This window comes from Micromonospora sp. CA-246542 (genome assembly GCF_050942905.1).
Classification (GTDB): Bacteria; Actinomycetota; Actinomycetes; order Mycobacteriales; family Micromonosporaceae; genus Micromonospora.
The window spans coordinates 2,367,826-2,383,712 of the sequence record NZ_CP192040.1; the positions used below are offsets into that span (position 1 = coordinate 2,367,826).

Genomic DNA, 15,887 nt, shown 5'->3' on the forward strand with positions numbered 1-15,887 from the left:
ACGGCGGCGGCCCGGCCAGCGTACGACCCGTGCTCAGCGCCAGGGCCGCACCGGGGTGTCGGGGTGGTACACGCGATAGCCGCCCACCTCGCGGACCGGTGCGGCGTCGGGTCGGTCGGCGAGCAGTCGGCGCAGCCGCCGGTCCATCGGCGAGTCGACCTCCACCACGTAGCCCGGCCGCGCGGCCCGCCCGACCTGTCGCCAGTACGGCCGGTAGCGGTTCTGCCCCGGGGACAGGTCGCCGTCGAGCACCCCGCAGACCACCGCCTCGTCGGTGTTGAAGATCAGCCGGTTGCAGGTCCAGTAGTCCCCGTACACCTCGTGGGGTCCGTCGGCGCGCAGCGCGGCGGCCAACTCCCGGGCCTGGCGCTCCTCGGTCCGCGACGCGCCGGCGCCGCTGACCGCGAAGAGCACCGTGACCACCAGCGTCGTCGCGGTCAGCGCCGCCAGCGCGGCGGTGGCCAGCGCGCCGGTCAGCCGGCCGAGCACGCCCACCGTGCCCCGCCAGCCGGCCACGGCCGCCGCCCAGAGCGGCCAGAGCACCGCCGGCAGCGACAGTTGCAGCACCGACAGGTAGCGGGCGTTGTCCAGCGGACTGGTCGCGGCGAGCGGGCTGCGCACGTACGACAGCAGGGTCAACCCCGCCCCGACGACCAGCGCGAGCTGCACCACCGGCCCGACCCGCGCGGCCCGTGGCGTGCCCTCGGCCCGGTCGCCGCGCGGGGTGCCGGCGGCGGGCTCGCCGGGTGTCGTGCCCACGGCCCGGCGGTACGCGACGAGCGCGAGCGCCGCGGCGGCCACCAGCAGCGCCGGATAGAGCAACCCGAACCACTGCTGCCAGCGGCCGCAGCCGTCGACCGGGCAGAGCCCGTGCGCCAGCGGCACCCCCTCCAACAGGCCGCCCCGGATCCGGTCCGACCACGGCGGCAGCGGGCCGGCCTTGGTGCTGACCTCGCGGAACACCGTCAGCGAGTCCTCACCCGGCCCGGCGCGCAGGTTGTCGACGATCATCGGCGCGACCCCGACCACGAAACCCGCCACCAGCAGCAGCCCGGACCAGCCGAGCAGCTCCCGGCGCACCGCCCAGACCAGGGCCAGCACGGCGACCCCCAGGTACGGCAGGATCAGCCAGTCCGACCAGGCGGCCAGTCCGGCCAGCAGCCCGAACAGCGCGACGGCCAGCCGACGGTGACGCACCGACCCGGCGGCCAGCCCCACGACGATCAGCAGCATCAGCAGCACCGCCGGTTTGACCTCCGGCCGGCCGCCGACCACGGTGAGCTGGTCACGCACCACCCGCTCGGGTCCCAGCGCCAGCAGACCGACCACGAGGACGGCGAACCACGGCGGGTAGAGCCGACGGGTGAGCCGGTACACCAGGTAGAGGAAGACCGCGTACAGGGCCAGCATCGGCAACCGCAGCACCGGCCAGCTCGGCCCGAACACGGCGAGCAGAGGCGCCGCCAGGTACGACTCCAGCATCCCCATGTAGTGCTGGCCGTAGAGGAAGACGGGGTGTTCCCGGCCCTGCCCGATGTGCAGGGCGGCCAGCCCGAAGGTCGCCTCGTCGCTGTTCGACACCGGGACGGTGTACAGCGTCAGGACCAGCCGGTACCCGACGCCGACCAGCCCGAACAGCAGCGCGACGAGCGCCGGCCGGTCAAGTCGCGGACGCCACCGCCCGCGGTGCTGCTCTGGATGCGACACGACCACGCCCCCGTCGTCGTCCCGACCGGAGTGTTTCACGGACCGACGGCCGGTTGGGCCGCTTCGGCCCAGTCCGGCCTGGCCGGCGGGCTGCGGCTCGGACCCGCTCGCGTGGCCGTCGCCGACGACGTGTGGCAGGGTTGGCGGGTGCCACCCACACCCGCCGGCGAACTGGCCGTGCCGAATCTGCACCGGGCCGCGCGGATCGAAGACGCCGTGCACCAGCTCGTGGAGCGTCGGCTGCGCCGCACCGGCTGGCGGATGAACATCGTCGCCTACACCGGCTACGGCCGGCCGGGCTGGGTACGTGTGATGTGCCGGGTGCTGCTCGGCCGTCCGGACAACCGCCAGCGGGGTCGGCTGGACAAGGTGCGTGGCTGGCGCAGCTTCACCACCCTGCCCGCCAAGCACGTCACAGTGCAGATCGAGGCCGGCGGGGTACGGCACGAGGCCCAGGCCGACCGCAGCGGCTTCGTCGACACGCTCGTCGAGGCCGACCTGCCACCCGGCTGGGGCACCGTACGCCTCAGCGTCCCCGACGCCGAGCCGGTCGACGCCCCCGTGCGCATCCTCGACCCCGAGGTCAAGTTCGGCATCCTCTCCGACATCGACGACACGGTGATGGTGACGGCGCTTCCCCGGCCCCTGCTCGCCGCGTGGAACACCTTCGTTCTCGACGAGCACGCCCGCGCCGCCGTACCCGGCATGGCGGTGCTCTACGAGCGACTGGTCACCGCGCACCCCGGCGCCCCGGTCTTCTACCTCTCCACCGGCGCGTGGAACGTCGCGCCGACGTTGACGCGGTTCCTGTCCCGGCACCTCTACCCGGCCGGGCCGCTGCTGCTCACCGACTGGGGTCCGACCGCCGACCGCTGGTTCCGCAGCGGCATGGAGCACAAGCGCTCCACCCTCGCGCGGCTGGCCAAGGAGTTCCCCGACGTGCGCTGGCTGCTGGTCGGCGACGACGGCCAGCACGACCAGGAGATCTACCGCGAATTCGCCGCCGCCCACCCGGAGAACGTCGCCGGGGTGGCCATCCGCCGACTCTCCCCGACGCAGTCGGTGCTGGCCGGTAGCCTGCCCGCCCCGGCCGGACGGCCGTCCTCGGGACCGGTGGGGCAGAAGTGGCTGTCCGCGCCCGACGGCGCCGGCCTGTGGCAACTACTGCGCGACGCCGGCCTGGTCTGACCGCCGAGGCCGACCTAGCGGCCTTCGAACACGTCCTTTTGATCACTTGATGCTGACCAGTTCCAGCAGGCTTCTGACAACTGGTCAGCATCAACTGATCAGGAGACTGCGGGGGTGAGCGTCGGCGGGGCCACGCGGGCGTCAGACGGCGCGGAGGGCGGTGCGGTGTGGGCGCTCACGTAGGTGGTCCAGCGCCGCGGCGGTCGCGTCATCGGCGGGTAGGAGAAGGATCAGTTGCTGGGCGTCCGAGGCAGGAAGCTCGAGGACCTCCCGATTCCACCGCAGTTGGGGCCCGCGCGGGTGAGTCATTCTCAGCGGGACCCGGGCAGGAGGGAGGTGGCGGTGCAGCCGCCGCGTGAACTCGGCGCCGGCCACGGTTGCGAGATCGGCCGTGAACCATTCGAACGTTTCGGCCGAAGGCCCGAGCCACAGGTTGAAGACCTGCTCGTCGGCGACCTGGTCCCAGTCGACGAAGGTGGTCCTGGCCCGCGGATGCGTGAAGACATACCTGGTGAGGTTGGGCTCCTCGGTGTCCAGCAGGCCGGTGGCGCGCAGGACCGTGCCGAAGCCGTCGGTGTGGGCGAGCACGTCACCGATTCGGTTGGTGACGAAGGCGATGCCCGGCTCCAGAAGGGTGAGTATCTGGCGCACGGCTGGCCGCACGGTGCGTACGGGCGGCGTCGGCCGGACGTGCCCGGCACACGCGCCACCAGTGATCTTGGCGAGGTAGCCCAGATGCGTGCGTTCGGCGGTGTCGAGGTTGAGCGCATCGGCCAGGGCGTTGACGACCGAGCGCGACGGGTTACGGTCGCGGCCCTGTTCGATTCTGGTGAGGTACTCGACGCTGACCCCAGCCCGCGAGGCCAACTCCGACCGTCGTAGCCCGGGAGCACGCCGCCGCAGGAGTGCGGGAAGCCCCAGTTCCTCCGGTCGGAGGCTGTCGCGCTTGGCCCGGACGAAGTCTCCCAGCGGCGTACCCATGCTGCGGAGCCTACGGCCCGCCGCGCCCGGCCGGCGGGGTTCAGGGTGGCCCTGTGGGGGCCAGCCTGCACGCGGTCTGGCTGCTCGCCCGGAAACGACAGATCGTCGACGGCATGAGCGACAAGAGCAGACTCGTGGTCATCGTCGGTAGCGTGCGTGAGGGCAGGTTCGGGCCGGTCGTCGCCGCCTGGGTGGCGGATCAGATTCAGGCGCACGGCGGTTTCGACGTCGACCTCGTCGATCTGGCCGGGGTGGACATTCCGCTGGCGCTGCCGGCCGCTTCGCCGAAGTTCGCCGGGGACGACTACCCCCGTCCGGAAGGCATGAAGGACCTCGCCAGGAGGCTGTCGGAGGCCGACGCTTTCATCATCGTGACGCCCGAGTACAACCACAGCTTCCCAGCGTCGTTGAAGGCGTTCGTCGACTGGCACTTCACTCAGTGGACCGCCAAACCGGTGGCGTTCGTCAGTTACGGCGGTGCGGCCGGTGGCCGGCACGCGGTGCTTCACCTGGAGAACGTGCTCACCGAACTGCACGCGGTGACCATTCGCGACGGACTGGCCTTCCCCAACTACTTCACCGCCTGGAAGGACGGTGCACCGCTGGACGATGCCGCAGCCGGCTACGCCAAGACACTCCTGGAACAACTCCAATGGTGGGCGCAGGCATTGCGTGTCGCCCGTACCGCCGCCCCGTACCCGGGTGGGGCGTGACGATTGATGGACTACACCGTGGCTGACGAACGGCCGCCAGGGGCTTGTCGAGCAGGATCCGCCATTCGAGGCGATCCGGGGCGTGGGTCGACGATCGACGGCCAGCGGTTGGCGGTGAGCGGGCGGGACGGGCTCTGGCTGTACTCGCTCGGCGGCGGCGCGGGGCACCTACGTGTCGAGGGACGGTTCGGTGAGCTGTCCCGGGTCGATGGGCCTTACGTGGCGACCGGCCCGTCGAGCAGGTCGGCAGCTTGGTCCAGAGTCGCAGCGAAGTTGTCTGGTGGGACTCTGGCAACGAAGACCTTGCCCAGGTCTCCGGGGGAGGGGCTGGCTCCCTGAAAAGCGAAGACGATCACCAGGTCATCGTCAAGGTAGGCGTAGCTCTCGACGTTGTCGACGATCTCGCTCCAGTGCAGCAACCAGTACTGCTCGCGGAGTTCGCACTGGTCGGCCTTGAGACGCCGGAATGTCTCCTCGGGTGACCGTTCCGGAAACGGACGGCGCAGGACCTCGCGCTGGCGTACTCGTGCCGAGGCGGAGCGCAGGTAGTGGCGGAAGGACGGTACGTAGGCCACGTTGTCACGGGCTGTCAGCAGCTTGCCCGCGGCCCAGAGGTCCACGATGCGGAGGCCGGGAGACAGGGCCTCACCGACCTCGACGGCGAAGGTCTCCCGAGTGCCGAACTGTGCCATGAGAGCGTCAGGCTAACAGTCAGCCGACGGCCTGGCTGTTGACGGCGTGACGAAGAATGGCTCGCGCCGGGCAACCCCTGTTCGAGGGGGCTGCACAACTGATCGGCAAGGTGGGATTGTTGGTCGCGATCACGGCGCTTCGATGCGGGAGGGTACGCATGCGGAAGGTTGGGCCGTCGGTGCGACTCATGCTTCGGGCGCTCATCGCCGTCGGTCTGGTGGCGTCGACCTCGGGATGCCTGTGGCCGGGTGATGCGAGCTATGCGCTGGGAGTGGCGCGAATTGGGGACAGCTTCCACGTCTTTGCCCCACTCTGTGCGGATGAACGGATCGTGAGCGTGAAGGCGTACGACAATCAGGCTGCCGCCGCGACTCCCGAGACAGGGAGCGGAAGACCGACCATTTCGGCCTACTGGCAGGTGACGGAGCCGCAGAGCGACGCGGCGGCCAAGGGCGAGTTCATCATCGGTGACGACGCTCCCTTCGGTCAGGTCCTCGTACCGGTGCCGGGTCGGGGTTCATTGCCGGCGATCACGGCGGTCGAGCTTACGGTCCAGAGGGGGGACCGGCTGCATGTCGTCGGCGATGTGTTCAAGTTGACGGGTGTGCCGGAATATCCGGCCGGCACAGACCCGGAGACCGTGAAGTACGTGTACGACGAGGGCGCGAATTCGGAGAAGATGCTGACCCAGGGTCAGATCTCCGAGGAGTCGATGTGCGCCTTCAAATATGTCGCGTGACGATCACTTGATGCTGACCAGTTCCAGAAGGCTTTTGACAACTGGTCAGCATCAAGTGATCATGGCAATGCGGGGGAGGGTCAGCCCTGGCGGAGCCAGATGACGCCGAGCGGGGGGACCTGGAGGGCCGCCGAGGCGACCAGGCCGTGCCAGGGCACGTCCTCGGCGTGCACCTCACCCAGATTGCCCACGCCCGAGCCGCCGTAGTGGTGGGCGTCGGTGTTGAGCACCTCGCTCCACGTACCGCCGGCCGGTAGGCCGATCCGGTAGTCGTGCAGCGGTAGTGCCGAGAAGTTCGCCACGCACACCAGCGTCGAGCCGTCGGGGGCGATCCGGACGAAGGAGACGGTGTTGTTGGCGACGTCGTCCCCGGCGATCCAGCGGAACCCGGCCGGTTCGGTGTCCTGCACCCACAGCGCCGGGGTGTCCCGGTAGACGCGGTTGAGGTCACCGACGAGCCGCTGCACGCCGGCGCGGGCCGGGTCGTGCAGCAGGTACCAGTCGAGGCCGCGCTCCTCGCTCCACTCCCGGTCGTCGGCCAGCTCGGAGCCCATGAAGAGCAGTTGCTTGCCGGGGTGCGCCCACATGTACGCCAGGAGCGCCCGGACGTTGGCGAGGCGCTGCCAGGTGTCGCCGGGCATCTTGCCGGCCAGCGATCCCTTGCCGTGCACGACCTCGTCGTGGCTGATCGGCAGCACGTAGTTCTCGCTCCAGGCGTACGCCAGGGAGAACGTGAGCTGGTGGTGGTGGTGCTGGCGGTAGATCGGGTCCTTCGACGTGTAGAGCAGGGTGTCGTGCATCCAGCCCATGTTCCACTTGAAGCCGAAGCCCAGCCCGCCACCGGCGGTGGACTGGGTGACCCCCGGCCACGCGGTGGACTCCTCGGCGATCATCACGACGCCGGCGTGGTGCTTGTAGACCGTCGCGTTCACCTCCTGCATGAGCGCGATGGCCTCCAGGTTCTCCCGACCGCCGTACCGGTTGGGGGCCCACTGGCCCGCCTCGCGGGAGTAGTCCAGGTAGAGCATCGAGGCGACCGCGTCGACGCGCAGCCCGTCGACGTGGAACTCCTCGCACCAGTAGAGCGCGTTGGCGACCAGGAAGTTGCGGACCTCGCGGCGGCCGAAGTCGAAGACGTAGGTGCCCCAGTCGGGGTGCTCGCCGCGTCGGGGGTCGGGGTGCTCGTACAGCGGGGTGCCGTCGAAGCGGGCGAGGGCCCACTCGTCCTTCGGGAAGTGCGCGGGGACCCAGTCGAGGATCACGCCGATGCCTGCGGCGTGCAGAGCGTCGACGAGGTGGCGGAACTCGTCCGGGTCGCCGAAGCGGGACGTCGGCGCGTAGTAGCCGGTCACCTGGTAGCCCCACGAGCCGCCGAACGGGTGCTCCATCACGGGCAGGAACTCCACGTGCGTGAAGCCCAGCTCGGTGACGTACGCGGTGAGCTGGTCGGCCAGCTCGCGGTAACCCAGGCCGGGCCGCCACGAGCCGAGGTGCACCTCGTACACGCTCATCGGCTCCTGGTGCGGCCGCCGCTCGGCCCGGCGGGCGAGCCAGTCGGCGTCGTTCCACCGGTACGTCGAGTGGTGCACCACCGACGCGGTGGCCGGCGGCACCTCCGCGTACGCCGCCAGGGGGTCGGCCTTGTCCCGCCACTTCCCGTCGGCGCCGAGCACCCGGTACTTGTAGCGGGCACCGACCCGCGCGTTGGGGACGAACAGCTCCCACACTCCGCTGGAGCCGAGCGAGCGCATCGGCCAGCCGTCGTCCGCGCCCCAGCCGGTGAAGTCACCGATCACGCGGACGCCCTGGGCGTTGGGCGCCCAGACGCTGAACGCCACGCCCTCGTCGAAGACCCGCGCGCCGAGCGCTTCCCACAGCCGCTCGTGCCGGCCCTCGCCGATGAGGTGCAGGTCCAGCTCGCCGAGCGTGGGCGGGTAGCGGTACGGGTCGTCGTGCGTCGTGCCGTCGACCTCCACCCGGTAGTCGAGCACGTTGCCCTCGACCTGCGCCTCGAAGATGCCCAGATCGTGCACCCGCTTCATCGGGTGCCGCTCGTCGCCGACGAGCAGCACCACGTCACCCGCGCCCCGGCGCATCGTGCGGATCGTGGTCGACCCCTCGTCGGGGTGCGCGCCGAGCAGCGCGTGCGGGTCGTGCGTCACACCGGTGATCAGCTGGTCCATCGGTCGTCCTTCGAGGCGGGAGCGGTCGGCGCGGAGCGGGACGGGCGGGTGGCAGCCGGGTGGGGCGCGGACGGACGGCCGTCCGAGGACCGGGCGGCAGCCGCACGGGCCGCCGCGCGGAGCGCCACGGTGGCCGGCGTCGCCGCTCCGCGGGCCGGGGTCGCCGGCGCCGCGGCCGGGGCAGATGGCTCGACGGCCGAGGCAGATGGCGCGGCAGCCGGGGGAGACGGCGCGGCAGCCGGGGCAGATGGCGCGGCGGCCGGGGGAGATGGCTCGACAACCGGGGCAGATGGTTCGACGGTTGGGGCAGAGGGCGCGGTAGCCGGGGGCGGCGTCGTGGTGGCTGGGGCCGGCGGCGCGGTGGGCGGCGGCGCGGTAGCCGGGGCGGGCGGCGCGGTAGTCGGAGTCGCGGGCGCGGTGGGCGGGGGCGACGGCCGGGTAGCGGGGGGCTCTCCGACGCTGGCCGGAGGCGATGGCTCGGTGGCCGGGGTCGTCGGCGCGGTGCCGCCGGACAGCTCCTCCGGCACGTCGGCGACGGTGAGATCCGCCGGTTCGACGCCGGCCAGCTCGGGAACGGCGGGCGGCGTCGGGCGGCGGACGGTCAGCACGTGCGCCGGTTGCAGGTACGGGTCGAGCCGTACCGCGTTGCGCTGCCCCCAGTCGTAGCTGGTGCCGGTCAGCTCGTCGTACACGGTGAACCGCTCGTGCCAGTCGAACCCCAGCGCTGGCATGTCGAGCGTGGTGTTGCCCCACTGCACTTCGCGTGAGTCGAACGAGCAGACCACGATCACCGTGTTGCCGGTCGCCGGGTCGTGCTTCGACCAGCAGAGCAGCGCCGGGTTGTCGATCTCGTGGAAGCGCAGGTTGCGCAGCTGGTGCAGGGCCGGGTTGTCCCGGCGTACCCGGTTGAGGGTGGTCAGGAACGGTGCCAGCGAGCGGCCCTGCGCCTCGGCGGCGGCCCAGTCGCGCGGACGCAGCTCGTACTTCTCGTTGTCCAGGTACTCCTCAGCGCCGGGGCGGGCCACGTGCTCGAACAGCTCGTAGCCCGCGTACAGGCCCCAGGAGGGGGAGAGCAGCGCGGCCAGCACCGCCCGGATCTTGAACATCGGCGGGCCGCCGTGCTGCAACGACTCGTGCAGGATGTCCGGCGTGTTGGGCCAGAAGTTTGGCCGCATGTAGTCGGCCGACTCGACCAGCTCCTCGCAGTACTCCCGCATCTGCGCGGCCGTCGTGCGCCAGGTGAAGTAGGTGTACGACTGCGTGAAGCCGATCTTGCCGAGCCCGTGCATGATGGCCGGCCGGGTGAACGCCTCGGCCAGGAAGAGCACATCCGGGTCGACCTTCTTGACCTCGGCGATCAGCCAGTGCCAGAAGTCGAACGGCTTGGTGTGCGGGTTGTCCACCCGGAAGATCCGGATGCCCTCGCCCACCCAGTGCAGCACCACCCGCAGCACCTCGGCCCGGATGCCCTCGGGATCGTTGTCGAAGTTGACCGGGTAGATGTCCTGGTACTTCTTCGGCGGGTTCTCCGCGTACGCGATGCTGCCGTCGGCCCGGGTGGTGAACCACTCCGGGTGTTCGGTCACCCACGGGTGATCCGGCGCGCACTGCAACGCCAGGTCCATCGCCACCTCCAGGCCCTGCGCCGCCGCCGCCTCGATGAAGGCCCGGAAGTCCGCCGGCGTACCCAGGTCGGGGTGGATCGTGTCGTGCCCGCCCTCGGCGGCGCCGATGGCCCACGGCGAGCCGACGTCGGTCGGCCCGGCGGTGAGCGCGTTGTTGCGGCCCTTGCGGTTGACCCGGCCGATCGGGTGGATCGGCGGCAGGTAGAGCACGTCGAAGCCCATCGCGGCGACACCGGGCAGCCGCCCGGTCGCGGTGGCGAAGGTGCCGGAGCGCCCACCCGCCGCTCCTTCGGAGCGCGGGAAGAACTCGTACCAGGCCGAGAAGAGGGCCCGCTTGCGGTCAACCCAGAGGGAGTACGCGTCACCGACCGTCACCAACTCGCGCACCGGATGCTCCCAGAGCAGGTCGGCGAGGGCGAGCGCCGGCCCGACGCGCTGCGGCAACGGCAGGTCGGTGGCGGCGAGGGCGGTGAGCGCGTCGGCGACGCTCGCGCGGTCGGCGGCCGGCACCAGGTCCGTGGCGGCGGCCAGCACCCGGGCGCCCTCGGCCAGGTCGTTGGCGAGATCTTCCGGCCCCTGCCCGGCGGCGATCTTCTTGGTCACCGCGTTCTGCCACGTCAGGTAGGGATCCTGGAACGCCTCGACGGTGAAGGTCCACGCGCCGACGGCGTCCGGGCGGATGGTGGCGTGCCAACGGTCCTGGCCGGGCTCGCCGGGGCGCATCCGGGTGAACGGGCGCTCCTCGCCGTCCGGGCCGGCCCACACCACGTTGCAGCCCAGCGCGTCGTGCCCCTCCCGGTAGGCGCGCGCCGACACCGGAACCGGCTCGTCGACGACCGCCTTGGCCGGGTACCGCCCGCACGAGACGACGGGGGAGACGTCTTCGATCGGGAACCGTCCTGTCACCCCGCCAACCTACTGTGCGAGATCGGCTCGCGCGCGGCCAAGCACCCGCCCGGTCGGCACCCGACCCAAGATCCGCTCACTTTCGGGGAAACTGCTGCATCGGAGCGCGTTGAGACAGCAGTTTCCCCGAAGTTGCGCGGATCTCCACGCCGTCACGTCGTCTTCCCGTCGTCGCCGAGTACGGAGCCGACAAGTGCGTCCAGTCCCGCGTGCCACCGATCTTCGGGCCAGTCGCGCAGGTGCTCGACCAGGTCGCTGCGGACGGCGGCGAGCAGCGCGTGGGCCAGGTAGTCCGCCGACTGCGGGCCGCGTGCCTCCGTGACGAGGCCGGCGAGCAGGGCGTGCCAGTGGTCGTACGCCTCGTTGCGGTACGGGCTGCCGCCTCCGGCGCTCTCCAGCGCCAGCGTGAGCACCCGGTTGTCGAGCTTGAAGCGCAGCATGGCCCGCAGCAGTTCGACGGCCTGCTCCGCGGCCGGCCGGGCGGGTGACACCGCGAGCGCGTCCCGCAACCGCAGTCCCCGTTGCTCGTAGAGCGCGCGGATGAGCCCGATGCGGTCGCCGAAGCGCCGGAACAGGGTCCCCTTGCCGACGCCGGCCGCGGTGGCGATGTCGTCCATCGACACCTGATCGGGGTCGGTTGCGGCGTCGAAGAGACGCCCGGCGGCGGCCAGCACCGACTCTCTGTTGCGCAGCGCATCGGCCCGCACCGGACACCCCTCTCGCCAAACGGACTGTCGGTCCGTATAGTCGAAGCGGACCGGCGGTCCGTATCGTATCGCGACCGTCCCGGACGACGAAAGGACGAGATCATGTCGGACCACCCCACCGCGGTGTTCCATCGCGCCATGGAGCTGCTGCTCGCCAAGGACATGGCCGGGTTCATCGCGCTGTTCGCCGAGGACGCGGTGCTGGAGCTCCCGTTCGCGCCGCCCGGTCAGCCGCGCCGCGTAGCCGGCCGCGCCGAGCTGCACGACTACCTGATCAACTACCCGGCCCTGCTCGACGTCCGCGAGATCCACGATCGAACCGTGCACGAGACCACGGATCCGGAGGTCATCGTCGTCGAGTTCGCCGCCTCCGGTGTCGTCGTCGCCACGGGTCGGCCGTACGAGGTGCGCTACATCGCCGTGCTGACCATTCGCGACGGGCGGCTCGTGCGCTATCGCGACTACTGGGATCCGATCGCCGCCCAGGAACTGCTCGGTGGCGGCCTGGTGCGCTCATGATCCTGGTCATCGGTGGCACCGGAACCACCGGCCGCATCGTCGCCGCCACGCTCGCCGAGCGTGGTCACCCCACCCGGATCGCCAGCCGACACCCCAGGACCGGAGGATTCCGCTTCGACTGGTACGACCCGACCACCCACCCGGACGCGCTGGACGGCGTACGCGCGATCTACGCCATCCCCCCGGTCGGCGAGGTCGATCCGGTGCCGGTCATGCTGCCCTTCCTCGAGCGGGCGCGCAGCGCCGGCGTCCGCCGGGTGGTTCTGCTCAGCTCCTCGGCCATTGCGCCCGCCGACCATGGGCTGGGTCTGGTGCACGCGCGGCTGGGTGAGCTGTTCGCGCAATGGGCGGTACTGCGGCCGTCCTGGTTCATGGAGAACTTCGTCGGTGAGCAGCCGCACGCCGTCAGCGCTCGCGAGCAGGGCGAGATCGTCAGCTCCACCGGCACCGCCCGGGTCGGCTTCGTCGATCCTGCCGACATCGCCGAGGTGGCGGTGCGGGCTCTCACCGACCCGACGCCGCACAACACCGACCACATCATCACCGGACCGGAGGCGTTGAGCTACGACGAGATCGCCGCCGTCCTCAGCGAGGTCGGTGGCCGGCCGGTCGAGCACCGTGCGGTCGACGCGGCGGAACTGGCCGCCCGCCACACCGCGAACGGCATACCGCCGGACTTCGCCCGCTTCCTCGCGAGCCTGGACACGGCGATCGCGGCAGGCGCGGAGGACCGGACGACGTCGACCGTCGCGGACGTGACAGGTCGCCCGCCCCGATCCTTCCGGGACTTCTGCCGGGACCGGCTGCGCGGCGACCCTCCCGGCTGACGCCCGGTCGGCGTCCGCACCTCGGTCAGCGGTGGTTACCGCGCGGAGGCGGCGTCGTTGCTCAGGTCCCCTCCCGGGACGGCGGTCTGGGGCCGGCGGTGAGCAGGCGCTCGATCCGGGCGTACTCGGCGGCCATCTCCGGGGTGGCGAGGACGTCGTCGAGGTCGGCCGAGACCTGGAAGTCGACCTCCTCGACAGCGCGGATGGCCAGCTCGTAGATCTCCCCGCGCGCGTTCTCCTCCAGGTAGGTGGTCCAGTGCTCCAGCGCGGTGAAGGCCGTCAGGAGGCCCTGATCCAGGTCACCGTCGGCGAGGATGCCCTCGTCGATCCGTACCAGCAGCGCGCGCAGCTCCGTCGCGTCGGCCGTCCGGACGTTCTCGCGGGCGCTGGTGAGCGCCGCCCACGCGTCCTCGGTCATCTCGTCGTCGACGGCGGTGTCGAACAGATCGTCGCGGGTCAGCCGGGTGACCGTGTCGAGGCCGAACGCCCGCAGGTCGTCCTCGCCCGCCGCGACGACCAACCGGAGAATCGCGGCTTCGAGTTCGTCGTACCGCATGACGTCAGCGCCCGCCGACGGAGCGGTACACGTCCAGGGTCTGCCGCGCGACGGCATCCCAGGAGAAGTGTTCGACCGCGCGTCGCCGGCCGGCCAGGCCGAACCGCTCGGTACGCGCCGGGTCGGCGAGCAGCGTGTTGATCGCCGCCGCCAGGTCGGCCACGAACGTCTCCGGCTTCAGCGGCGTCCCCGACCCGTCGGTGGCCTGTTCGATCGGCACCAGCAGCCCGGTGTCGCCGTCGGCCACGACCTCGGGGATGCCGCCGGTGGCGGTCGCCACCACGGCCGTCTCGCAGGCCATCGCCTCCAGGTTCACGATGCCCATCGGCTCGTACACCGACGGGCAGACGAAGACCGTCGCGTGGGTGAGCACCTGGATCACCTCGGGCTTGGGCAGCATCTCGGCCACCCAGACGACGCCGGAGCGGTTGGCGCGCAGCTCGGTGACCAACTCCTCGACCTCGGCGGCGATCTCCGCCGTGTCCGGCGCGCCGGCGAGCAGCACGAGCTGCGTGTCCGCCGGCAGCTCCCGGGCGGCCCGCAGCAGGTAGGACAGGCCCTTCTGCCGGGTGATCCTTCCCACGTACACCACGCTGGGCAGCGCCGGGTCGATGCCGAGCCGGTCGAGCACGTCGGTGCCGGAGTCCGGGGCGTACTGCGCGGTGTCGATGCCGTTGTAGACCACCCGGACCTTGGACGGGTCGATCTGCGGGTACGCGGTGAGCACGTCGCCGCGCATGCCCCCGCTCACCGCGATGATCGCGTCCGCCGACTCGTACGCCGTGCGCTCGATCCACGAGGACAGCGCGTAGCCGCCGCCGAGCTGCTCGGCCTTCCACGGCCGCAGCGGCTCCAGGCTGTGCGCGGTCACCACGTGCGGCACCCCGTGCAGCAGCTTCGCGGTGTGCCCGGCCAGGTTCGCGTACCACGTGTGGCTGTGCACCACGTCGGTGCCGACGGTGCCGGCGGCCATCTCCAGGTCCACGCCCATGGTCCGTAACGCGGCGTTCGCGCCGGTCAGACCGGGCGGGTCGGCGTACGCCGTGACGCCCGGCTCGGCGCGGGGGAGGCCGAAGCAGTGCACGCGGACGTCGGCGAGGCGACGCAGTTCCCGAGCCAGGTACTCGACGTGCACGCCCGCGCCGCCGTAGACCTCCGGCGGGTACTCGCGGGTGAGCAGGTCGACGCGCAGCGGGGTGGGTTCCGTCATGACCCCGCACCCTAGTGCAGAAGACTCCCCGTACGAGTGGTGAAGTGGCACGCGGGTGGATAGCGTCGGGGCATGGCTGCCAAGGTGCTCGCGATCGTCCTGGCGGGTGGGGAGGGCAAGCGCCTGATGCCACTCACCACGGACCGGGCCAAGCCGGCCGTCCCGTTCGGCGGGATGTACCGCATGGTCGACTTCGTCCTCTCCAACCTGGCCAACGCCGGCTATCTCAAGATCGTCGTGTTGACCCAGTACAAGTCCCACTCCCTCGACCGACACATCACCAAGACCTGGCGGATGTCCACGCTGCTCGGCAACTACGTCACCCCGGTGCCGGCGCAGCAGCGTCGCGGCCCGTGGTGGTTCGCCGGCTCGGCCGACGCCATCTACCAGAGCTTCAACCTCATCAACGACGAGCAGCCCGACTACGTGATCGTCTTCGGCGCCGACCACATCTACCGGATGGATCCCCGGCAGATGGTGGAGGACCACATCGCCTCCGGCGCCGCCGTGACCGTCGCCGGCATCCGCCAGCCGCTGTCGATGGCCGACCAGTTCGGTGTCATCGAGGTCGGCGAGGACGGCCGGAAGATCCGCGCCTTCCGCGAGAAGCCCACCGACGCGGTCGGCCTGCCCGACGCGCCGGACGAGATCTACGCCTCGATGGGCAACTACGTCTTCACCACCCGGGCCCTGTGCGAGGCCGTGGAGCGCGACGCCGCCGACAAGAGCAGTAAGCACGACATGGGCGGCAGCATCATCCCGATGCTCGTCGAGCGGGGCGAGGCCAACGTCTACGACTTCCGTGACAACGAGGTGCCGGGCAGCACCGACCGGGACCGGGGCTACTGGCGGGACGTGGGGACGCTCGACTCGTTCTACGACGCGCACATGGATCTGATCAACGTGCACCCCGTGTTCAACCTCTACAACTTCGACTGGCCGATCTACACCGAGCAGCCGCCGTGGCCGCCGGCGAAGTTCGTCCACCAGTGGGGTGAGCGGGTCGGCCGGGCGGTCGGCTCGATGGTCTCGCCCGGCGTGGTGATCTCCGGCTCGCTGGTGGAGAACTCGATCGTGTCGCCGAAGGTCCGGGTGCACTCCTGGGCGCACGTGGAGGGCTCGGTGCTGATGGAGGGCGTCGAGATCGGCCGACACGCGGTGGTCCGACGGGCGATCCTGGACAAGAACGTGTTCGTCCCCGAGGGCGTCGAGATCGGCGTCGACCTGGAGAAGGACCGCGAGCGCTACACCGTCTCCGACAACGGCATCGTGGTCATCGGCAAGGGCCAGAAGGTCGAGCCGTGACCGACCCGTACACACCGAGGAGGATCCC

At 71.0% G+C, this 15,887-nt stretch carries 13 protein-coding genes and 1 pseudogene; 6 read left to right on the forward strand and 8 right to left on the reverse strand.

What is annotated here, in order from left to right:
• Positions 1-33: 33 nt before the first annotated feature.
• Positions 34-1,707, reverse strand: coding sequence for an ArnT family glycosyltransferase (locus tag ACQP0N_RS11095; RefSeq protein ID WP_433119718.1), 1,674 nt, complete (start codon positions 1,705-1,707; stop codon positions 34-36).
• A gap of 147 nt (positions 1,708-1,854) precedes the next feature.
• On the opposite strand from ACQP0N_RS11095, the gene ACQP0N_RS11100 reads away from it, so the two are divergent.
• Complete coding sequence (locus ACQP0N_RS11100; protein ID WP_357120051.1) at positions 1,855-2,895, forward strand: App1 family protein; 1,041 nt, start codon at positions 1,855-1,857, stop codon at positions 2,893-2,895.
• Between the two features lie 141 nt (positions 2,896-3,036).
• Here the strand turns inward: ACQP0N_RS11100 and ACQP0N_RS11105 are convergent, their stop codons facing one another.
• The gene (locus ACQP0N_RS11105; protein ID WP_433119720.1) at positions 3,037-3,876 is read right to left on the reverse strand and encodes a helix-turn-helix domain-containing protein; all 840 of its coding nucleotides are present in this window, start codon (positions 3,874-3,876) and stop codon (positions 3,037-3,039) included.
• Between the two features lie 113 nt (positions 3,877-3,989).
• Between ACQP0N_RS11105 and ACQP0N_RS11110 the strand changes: the two genes are divergently transcribed.
• A complete protein-coding gene (locus tag ACQP0N_RS11110; protein WP_433119722.1) occupies positions 3,990-4,589 on the forward strand; it encodes an NADPH-dependent FMN reductase in 600 nt (199 codons plus the stop codon).
• A 215-nt stretch (positions 4,590-4,804) separates the two neighbouring features.
• Here ACQP0N_RS11110 and ACQP0N_RS11115 read toward each other — a convergent pair whose 3' ends face one another.
• Positions 4,805-5,281 (reverse strand): hypothetical protein, encoded by a 477-nt coding sequence (locus ACQP0N_RS11115; protein ID WP_433119724.1) that lies wholly within the window; start codon positions 5,279-5,281, stop codon positions 4,805-4,807.
• Between the two features lie 179 nt (positions 5,282-5,460).
• Here ACQP0N_RS11115 and ACQP0N_RS11120 point away from each other — a divergent pair, with 179 nt between their 5' ends.
• Complete coding sequence (locus tag ACQP0N_RS11120) at positions 5,461-6,021, forward strand: hypothetical protein (protein WP_433119726.1); 561 nt, start codon at positions 5,461-5,463, stop codon at positions 6,019-6,021.
• A gap of 80 nt (positions 6,022-6,101) precedes the next feature.
• Here ACQP0N_RS11120 and glgB read toward each other — a convergent pair whose 3' ends face one another.
• From glgB to ACQP0N_RS11135, 3 genes and pseudogenes are all read right to left on the reverse strand, one after another.
• Positions 6,102-8,204 carry a 1,4-alpha-glucan branching protein GlgB gene (glgB, locus tag ACQP0N_RS11125; RefSeq protein ID WP_433119728.1) on the reverse strand — a complete coding sequence of 701 codons (2,103 nt, stop codon included), beginning with the start codon at positions 8,202-8,204 and terminating at the stop codon, positions 6,102-6,104.
• Positions 8,205-8,686: 482 nt separating this feature from the next.
• Positions 8,687-10,735 (reverse strand): annotated as a pseudogene (locus ACQP0N_RS11130) (maltotransferase domain-containing protein); the annotation flags it as partial.
• A 152-nt stretch (positions 10,736-10,887) separates the two neighbouring features.
• A complete protein-coding gene (locus ACQP0N_RS11135; protein WP_433119730.1) occupies positions 10,888-11,442 on the reverse strand; it encodes a TetR/AcrR family transcriptional regulator in 555 nt (184 codons plus the stop codon).
• A gap of 102 nt (positions 11,443-11,544) precedes the next feature.
• On the opposite strand from ACQP0N_RS11135, the gene ACQP0N_RS11140 reads away from it, so the two are divergent.
• Both ACQP0N_RS11140 and ACQP0N_RS11145 read left to right on the forward strand, forming a co-directional pair.
• Positions 11,545-11,961, forward strand: a complete 417-nt coding sequence (locus ACQP0N_RS11140; RefSeq protein ID WP_433119732.1) for a nuclear transport factor 2 family protein — start codon at positions 11,545-11,547, stop codon at positions 11,959-11,961.
• Entirely contained in the window at positions 11,958-12,788 is an 831-nt protein-coding gene (locus tag ACQP0N_RS11145) for an NmrA family NAD(P)-binding protein (protein ID WP_433119734.1), read from the forward strand. Before ACQP0N_RS11140 ends, ACQP0N_RS11145 begins: the two co-directional genes overlap by 4 nt.
• Before the next feature lie 61 nt (positions 12,789-12,849).
• Here ACQP0N_RS11145 and ACQP0N_RS11150 read toward each other — a convergent pair whose 3' ends face one another.
• Positions 12,850-13,344: a hypothetical protein gene (locus ACQP0N_RS11150; RefSeq protein WP_433119736.1), complete on the reverse strand. Its 495-nt coding sequence runs from the start codon at positions 13,342-13,344 to the stop codon at positions 12,850-12,852.
• 4 nt (positions 13,345-13,348) lie between these two features.
• Positions 13,349-14,554, reverse strand: a complete 1,206-nt coding sequence (gene glgA, locus ACQP0N_RS11155; RefSeq protein WP_433119738.1) for a glycogen synthase — start codon at positions 14,552-14,554, stop codon at positions 13,349-13,351.
• A gap of 72 nt (positions 14,555-14,626) precedes the next feature.
• Between glgA and glgC the strand changes: the two genes are divergently transcribed.
• Entirely contained in the window at positions 14,627-15,859 is a 1,233-nt protein-coding gene (gene glgC / locus ACQP0N_RS11160) for a glucose-1-phosphate adenylyltransferase (protein WP_433119740.1), read from the forward strand.
• Positions 15,860-15,887 lie beyond the last annotated feature (28 nt).